The sequence below is a fragment of the Plantactinospora sp. CNZ320 genome (genome assembly GCF_002846275.1).
The window spans coordinates 7,830,992-7,842,994 of record NZ_PJMP01000001.1; the positions used below are offsets into that span (position 1 = coordinate 7,830,992).

A 12,003-nucleotide genomic window follows, 5' to 3' on the forward strand; every position below is an offset into this window, starting at 1 on the left:
TCCCGGGATGTGGTTCGAGGGTTGCGAACGCGAGCAGATCTTAGCCCGCCCGTCGATCGGTTCCCGCGCGGAGGCCAGTGGGGAAACGCCTTCCCGACCAGCCTCTATGGACGGTCACGGCCCGGTGACGGCGCGTCGTCCCGGGCCGGTCCGGCCGGGGTTGAAACGTGGAGCACCGCGCGGTAGTTTGTTCTCGAACTGAGAAAGACTCAGTCTGAGAATAACGAGGGACGGACGATGCGCGCCGACTCCACCATCCTCGCCGGGTACGACCCGACGGCGTTTCCGCCTGTCGCGGTCACCGTCGACATCGTGGTGCTGACCATCCGGGACGGTGCGCTGCACGTGCTGCTGGTGGAACGGGCCGAAGACCCCCACCGGGGGCGGCTGGCCCTGCCCGGCGGGTTCGTCCGGGACGAGACGCTGGCCGAGGCGGCCCGCCGCGAGTTGGCCGAGGAGACCGGGCTGCGCCCCGGCGAGGCGGCCCTGGCCCGGGTCCACCTCGAACAGTTGCGCAGCTACGGCGACCCGGGGCGGGACCCACGGATGCGGGTGGTGTCCGTGGCCTACCTCGGTTTCGCGCCCAGCCTGCCGGATCCCCGGGCCGGTGGCGACGCCGCCAGCGCTGCGTGGTTGCCCGTCGACGACGTCCGGGAGCTGGCCTTCGACCACGACGCCGTGCTCGCCGACGGACTGGAACGGGCCCGCGCCAAGCTGGAGTACACCCCGCTGGGCACGGCGTTCCTCGGGGCCGAGTTCACCATCGGGGAACTGCGCGCCGTCTACACCGCCGTCTGGGGCGAGCCGCTGCACCCCGGCAACTTCCACCGCAAGGTGCTCTCGGTGCCCGGCTTCGTGGAGAGCACCGGCGCGACGACCAGCCGGGGCGGCGAGCGGGGCGGGCCACGGGCCCGGCTCTACCGGGCCGGGGACGCCACCCTGCTGCATCCGGCCCTGCTCCGGCCGACCCGGGAGGAGCAGATCCGGTGAGTCGGCCACGGGATTCCGAAGCGACGGGCGGGTCCGGCCGGACGGGGCCGTCGTGCCGCAACGGTCGCTACCGGGGGACCAGGCCGGGCCGGCGGAGCGGCACCGAAAGCCTGCGGGAAGGCGAGGAGACGATGGGCTTCGACGAGGCGGTCGCCCTGGTGGAGCGGGCGGGTACCCCGGCCGAGATATTCGTCGACGGCGCGACGACGTACCGCCGGATGGTCAAGATCCTGCACCCCGACGTCGCGCCGGCCGGTCGCACCGCTACCGCGACGGCGGCCCTGGCCCGGCTCGCCGCGCTCTGGGCCGCCAGCAACGCGGTCATCCGGACCCGGCGCCACCGCTGGGCCGTCGGCGCCGAGTTCGCCAGCGGTGATGTCGGCACCCTGCGCGAGGTCGCCGACGGGCCCCTGCGCGGCCTGCTGAAACTGCCCCGCGACCCGACCGACGGCGATCTGGCCCGCGCCGAGATCGACGCCCTCGACCAACTCGCCCGGCGGGGCGAACACCGGTTCCGGGCCTACGCGCCGAAGCTGCTGGACACCGTCACGCACGACGACCCGGCGACCGGGATCCGGCGCACCGGACCGGTGCTGGAACGGCTCGACGGCTTCGTCGACCTCGCCGAGGTGGCCCGCCGGTACCCCGACGGCGTCGACCCGCGCGACGCCGCCTGGATGTGGCGCCGGCTGCTCGTCGGGCTCGGCTGGGCACACCGGGCCGGCCTCGTGCACGGCGCGGTGCTTCCCGAGCACGTGCTGATCCAACCCGCCGAACACGGCCTCGCACTGGTCGACTGGTGCTACTCGGTCCCGCCCGGCCAGCGGATACCCGCGCTCGTCGCCCGGCACCGCGACGCCTATCCGCCCGAGGTGCCCGGCCGCCGACCCGCCTCCCCGGCCACCGACATCTACGCCGCCGCCGAGCTGATGGTCCGGCTGATCGGCCCGCGGCTGCCGCCCGCGCTGCGCCGGTTCGCCGACGGCTGCCGCCTGGACCGCCCGGCGATGCGCCCCGACGACGCCTGGCGGCTCCTCGCCGAACTCGACGACCTGCTGCACGACCTCTACGGACCCCGCCAATTCCGACCGTTCGCCATGCCGGCCTGATCCCCTCAGGCCCGACCGAAGGGAACCACCATGGGCAGTGGACGCTGGTCCACCGACGTGTACTCGGCTGCCGCGAGCTACCGCGCGGCCACCGGAACGAGCCCGTTCGCCTACAGCGACGGCGGTGCCCGCACCGCGCATCCCGATCTCAGCCCCTACAAGGTGACCGCCCGGGAGAGCCGGGACAGCGCCGAACACCCGCACTCGACCCCGATCGCCGTACTCTTCGACGTCACCGGCTCGATGCGGGACGTGCCCCGGGTACTCCAGACGAAGCTGCCGCAACTGCTGGGGCTGCTGCTGCGCAAGGGCTACGCCCGGGATCCGCAGATCCTGTTCGGGGCGGTCGGCGACGCCACCTGTGACCGGGTGCCCTTGCAGATCGGCCAGTTCGAGTCGGACAACCGGATGGACGACCAGTTGGCCAACATCGTGCTGGAGGGCGGTGGCGGCGGCCAGCAGACCGAGTCGTACGAGCTGGCGATGTACTTCATGGCCCGGCACACCGAGCTGGACAGCGTACGCCGACGGGGCCGGCCCGGTTATCTGTTCCTGATCGGCGACGAGCTGCCGTACGACCGGGTCAAGCCGGCGGAGGTCCGCCGGGTGATCGGCGACCAGCTCACCGAGCCGATCCCGGTCACCGAGATCGTCCGTGAGCTGCGGCGCAGCTTCGAGGTCTACTACATCCTGCCCAGCGGCTCCAGCTATGCCGGCGACCCGCGCATCCTGAACGCCTGGCGGAAACTGCTCGGCCAGAACGTCCTGGAACTCGACGACCTCGACGCGGTCTGCGAGACCATCGCGCTCACCGTCGGGCTCGGTGAGCAGGCCATCGACCTCGACGCCGGGCTGCGGGATCTCCACGACCTCGGCTCGACGGCCGGGGCCAGCGTCGGCCGGGCGCTGGCGCCGATCCGGCGGGAACCGGTCGGCAGCTCGGTCGCCCTGACCGGGCTCGACGACGGCACCGGCGGGAACCTCCGGCTGTGAACCACACCATTGTCGTCGACCTCGGCTACGGGGACGCGGGCAAGGGGACCACTGTGGACTGGCTCTGCGCCCGGGAGCCGGTCACCGCCGTGATCCGGTTCAACGGGGGCGCGCAGGCCGCGCACAACGTGGTGCTGCCCGACGGGCGGCACCACACCTTCGCCCAGTTCGGCTCGGGCACGCTGCGCGGCGTGCCCACCCACCTGTCGCGGTTCGTCGTGGTCGATCCGCTCGCCCTGGCGGCCGAGGCGGCGGCGCTGGCCCGGTCGGGGGTGCCGGAACCGCTCGGGCTGCTGACCGTCGACGGCGACGCGCTGCTCGCCACCCCGTGGCACCGCGGGGCGAACCAGCTCCGGGAGCTGCGGCGCGGTGCCGACCGGCACGGTTCGTGCGGGGTCGGGGTCGGCGAGACCATGGCGTACGCGCAGCGGCACCCCGACGCCCCGCGGGTCGCCGACGTGCGCGACCCGGTACGCCTGGCCCGCCGGCTCACCCGGTTGCGCGACCGGCTCACCGACGAACTGGGTCCGCTCGACGTCCCGCCGCTCGACGACGTGCTGACGGCGTTCCGGGCCTTCGGCGAGGCGGTCGCGGTGGTGGACGGGATCGCGATCCGGCGGCGCCTGTTGCGGGACGGGCCGTGCGTCTTCGAGGGCGCGCAGGGGGTGCTGCTGGACGAGTGGCGGGGCTGGCACCCGTACACGACGTGGTCGACGACGACCTTCGACAACGCGGCGACGCTGCTTGCCGAGGCGGACCGGTCGGCACTGCGGCTCGGGGTGGTGCGCACGTACACCACCCGGCACGGGGCGGGTCCGTTCGTGACCGAGGATCCGGCGCTGCGCCTGCCCGAGCCGCACAACGGCACGGGACGATGGCAGGGGCCGTTCCGGGTCGGGCACTTCGACGCGGTCGCGCACCGGTACGCCGTACAGGTCTGTGGCGGGGTCGACGCGCTGGCCGTCACCCACGCCGACGCACCGGACCGGGAACCGGCGCTGCGGGTCTGCACCGGTTACGAGGTGGACCGGGCGCCGCTGTTCCGGCTCGTCCCCGGGCCGGCGCGCGATCTGGCCCACCAGGCGGAGCTGACCGCCCTGTTGCGTCGGGCCGGGCCGGCGGTGCTGTTCCGGCCGGACGACTGGCCGACGACGATCGGGGCGCTGCTCGACCTGCCGGTGCTGATGACCTCCTACGGTCCCCGGGCCACCGACAAGCGCCCCGGACCGGGACAGGGCGCCCGGTCGGCCGTTTCGCCGGGTGGCCGGCACAGTCGGCCGGCCGTCCCGGTCGACGTCACAGTTCGGTGACCACCAGGTCGAGCTGACGCGGGCGGCCAGCGGCCACCGGCTGCTCCTCGACCGTGTACTTGAGGTCGCGCAGCGCCTCGACCAGCCTGCCAATCGACCGGGGCGCCGCGCCGGCCAGCAGCAGGTCGCGGACCAGTCGACCCTTGCTCGCCTTGTTGAAGTGGCTCACCACCGAGCGCCGGACCTCCCCGGCGACCACCTGCTCGTGCAGCACCCGGACCGTCAGGGTGCGCTCGGCCAGCCGTCCGGTGGGCCGCCACATCGCCGCATACCCGCTGGAGCGCAGGTCGAGTACCGGCCCGCCGCCGGCAGCCTCGGTGAGCACCGGGTCGAGCAGCCCGCGCCAGTACGCCGCCAGCCCGCCCGGCCCGGGCAGGTTCACCCCGATCGCGCACCGGTACGCCGGGATCCGGTCGTCCAGCCGGAGCGCTCCCCAGAGGCCGGAGAAGACGAGTACCCGACGCCGGGCCCGGGTTCGGGCCGGACCGGGCAGGGTGCCGACCCCGAGTGCGTCGTAGAGCACCCCGGTGTAGACCCTGGCCGCCGGCTGGGCCGGCGCGGTGCGTAGCCGGGCGTTGCGGTCCAGTTCCTCGTCCTGTCCCGGGCTGAGTCCGAGCACCTCCCTGGCCCGGGTCCGGTCCGGCCCGGTGCAGAGCGCGACGAGCGCGTCGAGCACGCGTTCCCGGCCGGGGTTGAGTGCCGGCAGGCTCAGCGTGTCCGGGTTCACCGGCCGGCCGGAGCGGGGCGGGGTCTTCCCCTCCGACGGAGGCAGCAGGATCAGCACGACCAGCAAGCCTACGCAGGTCGACGGCGGTCGCGTACGGGGTGTGCCGGGCGGCCGACCCCGTACGCGTACCCGTCGCAGCCGGTCAGGCCACCCTGCCGAGCGCGTGCTGGGCCAGCAGTTCACCGTGCTTGCCGGCCGAGGTGTGGCCGGCTTCGAGGTTCTGCCGGGCGAGGTCCCGCAGTGGCGCCATCGCCGGGGTGACCTCGGCCAGGGTCAGCTCGACCTCGCTGACGTGCAGGTCCAGCCCGAGCAGGTCGCCGAAGATGCGGCGGTAGTAGGGCGTGGCGTGGTCCCAGCCCTCCCGGGGCGTACCCGGACCGTAGCCGCCGCCCCGGGTGACGATCAGTGCTGCCGGCCGGCCGCGCAGCGGCGACTCCTGGCCCGGGGCGAACCGGGGTTCGACGAGCAGCATGTCGATCCAGGACTTGACGTGCTGGGAGACGCCGTAGTTGTAGAGCGGCACGGCGAGCAGGTAGCAGTCGGCGGCCAGGAGCTCGTCGACGTAGGTGGCGGCGAGGGCGGCGGCCCGTAGTTGTGCCTCGCTGCGCTGGTCGGCCGGGACGAATCCGGCGCTCACCGCCGCGCTCCAGGCGTCGACCGGTACCGGCGTCGCGGCCAGGTCGCGCCGGACGACCAGCCCGGACGGGTGGGTACGGGCCCACGCCGCCTCGGCGGTGTCGGCGACGGCCCGGCTTACGGACCGCTCGCCCTGGATGCTGGCGTCGAGTCGGAACAGGCTCACTCTTACCTCCAGAAGTTCTGTAGTGCCGACCAAGTTAGCCACAGACGACCCGTAGTGCAGCACAACTGTGAGTTAGATTATCTTCCCAGAAATACTTCTGCATCACAGAACATCTTGAAGGCGATAATCTTCTTGACGGGTATGCTGGTCACGTGTCCGATGCCGCTGCTTCCGCGCCATCCGCCGCACGTCCCGAGGGCGGCGGCGGTCGGATCGCGGCGGAGTTGCTCAAGGACGACTTCGCCTGGGCGCTCGGGGTGATCATGCGGCGCTACCTCCGCGCGGCGGAGGAGATCGTCAAGGACGTGCCCGGTGGCCCCCGGGGCTACCAGGTCGTCGCCTCCGCTAGCCAGAACCTGGCGACCAACCAGGGTGCGATGGCAGCCCAGCTGGGCATCGACCGGACGGTCCTGACCTACCTGATCGACGATCTGGAGGCCGCCGGGCTCGTCTCCCGACAGCCCGACCCGGCTGACAGGCGCAGCCGCCGGGTCGTCGCCACCGAGGCCGGCGAGGCGCTCTGGCGGGACCGGCAGGCCGCCCTGGCTAGCGCCGAAGCCGAGATCCTCGGCGTACTCGGCCGGGACGAGTCGGCCTTCAAGGAGTTGCTGCAACGCGTGGCGATCCACGCGGACCGGCTCGACCCGATGCACAACGCCTGCCAGGTGGTCGAGGACCTGCACGAGCACGAGGGCCGGAGCCGCCGCCAGCGCTGATCGCGCCCGGTGGCCGGGTCTCCCGCCCGCTCAATCTTCTGCCTTCCGGTGGCTGGTCTCCCGCCTTCCGGCGGCGTGTGGTCATCGCGCGGCAGTCGTCGTCCCCGTCCGCATCGCGGATATCACATCGACTTCCATCAGATCGTGTTGAGTCGATATGGTGGCGCAACGTGTCCGGTACGGGGGAGGGACCATGCGTCGTCGCGTTGGCACCGCCATGTCCAAATCGTTCGCCGCCGCCCTGGTGGCCGGGACGCTGACGGCGGGAGGTGTGCTGGTCGGCCCGGCACCAGCCGTCGCCGCGCCACCGGGCCTGCGGATCGAGAACGGCGCCACCCAGCCCGTCTTCGCCAGGGACGCGGCCATCCAGGAGACCGTCCACGTCGACTCCGGAATGGACAGTGACGGCGACGGCTCGACCGACCGGATCGTTGTGCAGGTGATCCGACCCGAGGAGACCGAGACCGGGCTACAGGTCGCCACCGTGATGCACGCCAGCCCGTACTTCGGGGACAGCACCGCGCCACGCGGCAACCTGATCGTCCCGGCACACTTCACCGCCTGGTACGACGACTACTTCGTGCCGCGTGGCTACGCCGTCGTCGAGGTCGAGATGCAGGGCACCGCAGGGTCGGACGGCTGCGCCACCATCGGCGGCCCGGAGGACGTCCGCAGTGCGAGCGCCGCCATCGACTGGCTGGCCGGCCGAGCCACCGCGAGCTACTCCGACGGTACGCCAGCGGTCGCCGACTGGAGCACCGGTGCGGTCGGCATGATCGGTGTCTCGTACGCCGGTACCCTGCCGATCGCCGTCGCCGAAACCGGCATCGAGGGGCTGGAGACAATCGTCCCGATCGCCGGCATCTCCGCCTGGTACGACTACGCCCGCGCCCAGGGCATCGCGTACGGCGGCTTCGGCAGCAGGTACCCGGAATCCCTGGCCCGGTACGTCTCCTCACCCGCGCACGACGCGGAGTGCGACGCCCGGTACACCCAGCTCGGTGACTCGGCCGACGACGCCACCGCCGACCTGAACGCCTTCTGGCAGCAGCGTGACTACCGGGACGGGGCTGCCTCGGTGGACGCCTCGGTCTTCCTGGTGCACGGCCAGCAGGACAACAACACCAAGACCACCCACTTCGGCCGGTACTGGGATGCGATCGCCGCCCAGGGCGTGCCGCGCAAGCTGTGGCTGCACGACGGTGGGCACGTCGACCCGTTCGGCAGCGACCTGGTGGGGCGGGACACGGTGGGTCGCTGGATGGACCACTGGCTCTACGGCATCGCCAACGGGATCATGAGCGAGCCGCAGGCCACCATCAAGCGGCCGGGCGGCACGACGAGCACCTATCCGAGTTGGCCGGGCTCGTTCACCTCGACCACCTACCACCTCGGCGGGCCGGTAAGTGGTGCCGCCGGTACGCTGCTCACCGCACCCGGCCCGGCGGTCAGCCAGTCGTTCACCGACAGCCGGGGCCAGTTCGAGTACGCGATGACCAGCCAACCGGAGACCGCCAAGCCGAACCGGCTGGTCTTCCTCGCCCCGGCGTTGACCACCGCGCGGCGCCTGGCCGGGGCCGGCACGGCCGTGGTCCGGTTCAGCGCCACCTCCACCAGCACCCCGTTGACCGCCCTGCTGGTGCACTACACCGACGGGGTGCCGACCCGGGTGGTGAGCCGGGGTGCCATCGACACCAAGAACCGCAGCTCGCTGACGACCGGTACGCCACTGACGCCGGGTACCGCCTACACGGTGACGATCCGGCTGGAGCCGAAGGACTACCTCTTCCCGGTCGGCAGCCGGATCGGGTTGGTGCTCGTCGCCAACCACGGCGAATACCTGACCACCGACATGTCGGCGGCCGGGGTCACCGTGCAGCTCTCGCCGAGCCAGCTCACCCTGCCGCTGACGAACTGACCCCCGATCCTGCCTGGCTAGTTCCTCCCGCAGAACGGCGGGTTGCCGGTGGTGATCCCCAGGTCTTCGCAGATGAATGCGCTGCCCTCGCTGTGGAACCGCCAGCCCGTGCCGGCCCTGTACTGGAACAGGTGGATGCCGTCGCCGCGAACCGGACCCTCTGCGTCGGCCGTTGCCCAGTTCCTCCAGCACTCCACACTCGACGGAACGAAGTGCCAGTCCTTCGGCAGGTCGGCGAGCTTCTCCAGGGTCTTCGCAGAGGGGCAGTCCGGATATTGAGGTCGATGACTGACGCCGGTGGACGATTGCGGCGACGGCGCTGTCCTGCTCGGCCCCGCGGGAGTCGGTGCGACGCTGGGTGCCGCCGAGGTCGGGGCGACGCTGGGTGACGGCGCCTGGGTCGCCACCGGGGCGGGTGGGTTCGGCCGGTTGGCGGTGGTGAGGGCGACCGCACCACCGACGGCGAACACCGCCACCGCGACTGTGGCGGTCGTGGCGACCCGGACGCGTCGTTGTACCTGCCGAGATCTGCGCAGGGCTCGCTCGTACATGTCGGTGCTGCCGCCGTGCTCGGCCAGTTCGGACATGGCCTGACGCAGCCGCCCGAGGTTGTCGGTCATCAGGCTTCCTCCATCACGGCCGAGAGCAGCTCGGGCGCCATCTCCCGGATTCGCGCCAGCGCCTTGCTGGTCTGGCTCTTGATCGTGCCGACCGAGCAGTGCAGCAGGTCTGCGGCCTCGGCCTCGCTGCGGTCCTCGAAGAACCGCAGTACCAGCACCGCACGTTGCCGCCGGGTGAGCTGGTCGAGAACCTGGTGCAGGGCGAGCTTGAGATCGGTGCGGCGGGCGTGGTCACTGTCCGGCTCAACGACGTCGGCGAGTTCGCCGGGCAGGGATTCGGCCACCTTGCGGCGTCGCCACCAGCTCACATGCTGGTGATACATGGCCGTACGGGTGTAAGCCTCGAAATGCCCGGGGTCGTCCAGCCGGTGCCGGGCCCGATGGGTACGGGCCAGCGCATCCTGCACCAGGTCCTCGGCGAGATGCCGGTCGCCGGTCAGCAGGAACGCCGTCCGCAGCAATGCCCGCGACCGGGTCCGGACGAACTCGCAGAAGAGGTCGTCTATGGAGTTGGACATGCTCGGCTCCTGCTCCCCGTGCGCCGAACGTCGCGCAGGCGGCGGCGTCGACACGTCCGGCCGCCCGTGCCGAACATCGTAGGCTGTGTGGACCATCGCACTGTCTCTCGGTGCGAGCTCAGGGATACTGGCAGAACGGCGCAGCCTCGTGGATGCCGATCTCCTTGCAGTGGAATCCGCTGCCCTGGCTGTGATAACGCCACCCCGAACCGGCCTTGTACCGGAACAGGTAGAAGCCGTCACCGGTGGCCGGACCCTCCGGGACGGCTGTCGCCCACCCCTTCCAGCACTCCACACTCGACGGAACGAAGTGCCAGTCCTTCGGCAGGTCGGCCAGCTTCGCGAGGGTCTTGGCCGAGGGGCACTTGCCGGCCCCGGCCCCGACCCCGGGACCGGGACCGGGCTCCCGGGCCGGTGACCCGGTGACGGCAGGGCCTGCCGAGGCGGGAGCACTGGTCGCCGGAGTAGTCGGGACAGCAGACTCCGGCGCGGCGGGGGAGGGAGCCATTGAGGGCGGAGCAGCCGGGATCGGAGCGGGAGCCGGCGTCGAGCCGCAGGCGGTGAGCCCGAAGAGGATGGCGGCGGGCAGCAGACCGTGACGTGCGGACATTCGAGATCCCCCCGGATGGTGGTGGTGGCTGTCTACATCCGGGTACAAGCGATCGAAGGCTGGCAGGTTGCCGTCGGTCGAGAACTTTCCAAAGATTCCTCGTGCCGAGCGGGTCACCTCCGGGGTCCGCCCGCGGACGCAGCGGGACCGCGCATCGGCGGGGGCGTACTCGAGCGAGGCGCGTCGGGCGGTCGTTCCTCTGAAGCGACGGGCGGACGGGACGGCCCGGACGGCCGTCCCGACATCACCCGACTGCGGAATAGACGGTTATCTCCCTCAGATCAGTTTCGATTCCGAAACCGGGGATGACGACCTCCGGGAGGAAGTTGAGATCTGTTACTTTGTCCTGCCCGGTGCGCGCGTCGAGGATGAGTGGTCCGTTGCTGGTCAATCCGTAGACCATTCCACGTCGTGCCGCCGAGAGTTTGGGTGCCTCCCGCCCGGAAGCCTTGTCGGGCAGTTGCCACAGTCGCTTGTATGACTTCGCGTCGTAGGCGGCCATACTCGCGCCCGCGCTGTTGGGGTACCGCGCGCAAACGAGGACACTTTCGTTGTCGTATCGACAGGTGTTGGTGCCGCTTCCTGAGTCCAGGCGGATGACCTCGCGACCAGTCTTTATCTCGACGATCCCGTTCGGTCCGTCGGTGTTGTCACGGACCGGGTGCACCAGCAGCAACCCGCCACCGAGCGGACCACTGCCAAGGACGCCGGCCGGCCTCGTCTGCTTGTGGGCCCACACCTGGGAACCGTCCGAGGCGGCCAGCCCGACTGTCGACGGCGGGGTCCTTTCCGAATCCGGATCCGAGCCCTGGCCGGCGACGGTGTCGCCGTCGAGGGCTCGGGCCTGGAAGGCGGGATTCGTCCACCGGACCTTGCCGGTCCTGGCGTCGAGAACGGCAGTGAAGTCGCTGCCGAGACCTCCCGTGTCATGCGAGTCGGTGGACACCACGACATGGTCGGAGTTGGCTGCTACCACCTTGTCGACCCCGAGGGTGGCGTGATCTGGACGGATGCCCTTGTCATCCACGTCCGACTGCCAGCCGGGCGCGCCGTCGTCCACTCCGAAGCTCGCCACCCGCAGCACCGTGCGGTCGGAAACCGTTCCGCTGCCTTCGACCACCACCCGATAGGTCACGAAGGCGGTCGGCTTTCCGTCCACCTCCGCGATAACCGGCCCGGTGTTACCTAACTCGGTAGGCGGGTTGGGCAGCGGTGTACTCCAGCGAAGCCCGCCCGTGGTCAGATCGTACGCGGCGAGGACATTGTTGTTCTGCAGCAGGTATACGGCCCCGCCCCACGTCTGGAACATTCTGCTCGGCACCGCTATGCGGACCGGTTTCGTACTGAAAGCCAGTGGAGGGTCGAATGCTGGTGATGGTGCGGCAGGAGTCGCTTCCTTGGTTTTTTCCGGAGGCGGTGGCTTGTCGTCGGCGCATCCCGAGATTCCTACTGTCAGCGCCAGCACTGCTGCCGGAATGGCGAGACTCTGTTGTCGCATAAGCACTCCCGGGGCCATATGCAATTCATTGACCCGATTGTATCGGCTATGCGCCCGCCGAGCCCTCTTCGAGATGAAGTTGCGACCCGGGTGCCGAGCCGAATTCACGCTGGATCAGCCCGGGGTGGCCGAGGCAGAGACGGGGTACGGGATGCGGGTGGGCGGCCTCCGTCCTACGGTGGGGTGATCGCC

General features: G+C 71.1%; 12 protein-coding genes. 6 read left to right on the forward strand and 6 right to left on the reverse strand.

Annotated elements, in window-relative coordinates; all coding sequences use genetic code 11:
* The first annotated feature begins 237 nt into the window (after positions 1-237).
* From CLT71_RS35105 to CLT71_RS35120, 4 genes are all read left to right on the forward strand, one after another.
* Positions 238-990, forward strand: a complete 753-nt coding sequence (locus CLT71_RS35105; protein ID WP_101370888.1) for an NUDIX hydrolase — start codon at positions 238-240, stop codon at positions 988-990.
* A gap of 131 nt (positions 991-1,121) precedes the next feature.
* Entirely contained in the window at positions 1,122-2,099 is a 978-nt protein-coding gene (locus CLT71_RS35110) for a protein kinase family protein (RefSeq protein WP_101370889.1), read from the forward strand.
* Positions 2,100-2,129: 30 nt separating this feature from the next.
* Complete coding sequence (locus tag CLT71_RS35115) at positions 2,130-3,092, forward strand: DNA replication complex GINS family protein (RefSeq protein WP_101370890.1); 963 nt, start codon at positions 2,130-2,132, stop codon at positions 3,090-3,092.
* Positions 3,089-4,402 (forward strand): adenylosuccinate synthetase, encoded by a 1,314-nt coding sequence (locus tag CLT71_RS35120; RefSeq protein ID WP_101370891.1) that lies wholly within the window; start codon positions 3,089-3,091, stop codon positions 4,400-4,402. Before CLT71_RS35115 ends, CLT71_RS35120 begins: the two co-directional genes overlap by 4 nt.
* Here the strand turns inward: CLT71_RS35120 and yaaA are convergent.
* On the reverse strand, positions 4,389-5,186 hold the full coding sequence (gene yaaA, locus CLT71_RS35125; protein ID WP_101372049.1) for a peroxide stress protein YaaA: 798 nt from the start codon (positions 5,184-5,186) through the stop codon (positions 4,389-4,391). The genes CLT71_RS35120 and yaaA overlap by 14 nt on opposite strands.
* A gap of 85 nt (positions 5,187-5,271) precedes the next feature.
* Entirely contained in the window at positions 5,272-5,931 is a 660-nt protein-coding gene (locus tag CLT71_RS35130) for an NAD(P)H-dependent oxidoreductase (protein WP_101370892.1), read from the reverse strand.
* 152 nt (positions 5,932-6,083) lie between these two features.
* Between CLT71_RS35130 and CLT71_RS35135 the strand changes: the two genes are divergently transcribed.
* Positions 6,084-6,647, forward strand: coding sequence for a MarR family winged helix-turn-helix transcriptional regulator (locus CLT71_RS35135; RefSeq protein WP_486483621.1), 564 nt, complete (start codon positions 6,084-6,086; stop codon positions 6,645-6,647).
* A 193-nt stretch (positions 6,648-6,840) separates the two neighbouring features.
* Positions 6,841-8,565 (forward strand): CocE/NonD family hydrolase, encoded by a 1,725-nt coding sequence (locus CLT71_RS35140; protein WP_158242389.1) that lies wholly within the window; start codon positions 6,841-6,843, stop codon positions 8,563-8,565.
* A 17-nt stretch (positions 8,566-8,582) separates the two neighbouring features.
* Here CLT71_RS35140 and CLT71_RS35145 read toward each other — a convergent pair whose 3' ends face one another.
* From CLT71_RS35145 to CLT71_RS35155, 4 genes are all read right to left on the reverse strand, one after another.
* On the reverse strand, positions 8,583-9,185 hold the full coding sequence (locus tag CLT71_RS35145; RefSeq protein ID WP_101370894.1) for a hypothetical protein: 603 nt from the start codon (positions 9,183-9,185) through the stop codon (positions 8,583-8,585).
* A complete protein-coding gene (locus CLT71_RS35150) occupies positions 9,185-9,703 on the reverse strand; it encodes a SigE family RNA polymerase sigma factor (RefSeq protein ID WP_101370895.1) in 519 nt (172 codons plus the stop codon). The genes CLT71_RS35145 and CLT71_RS35150 overlap by 1 nt, the downstream gene beginning before the upstream one ends.
* Before the next feature lie 118 nt (positions 9,704-9,821).
* Entirely contained in the window at positions 9,822-10,313 is a 492-nt protein-coding gene (locus tag CLT71_RS36805; RefSeq protein WP_143743751.1) for a hypothetical protein, read from the reverse strand.
* A 244-nt stretch (positions 10,314-10,557) separates the two neighbouring features.
* Positions 10,558-11,811 (reverse strand): outer membrane protein assembly factor BamB family protein, encoded by a 1,254-nt coding sequence (locus CLT71_RS35155; RefSeq protein ID WP_158242390.1) that lies wholly within the window; start codon positions 11,809-11,811, stop codon positions 10,558-10,560.
* Positions 11,812-12,003: the final 192 nt, after the last annotated feature.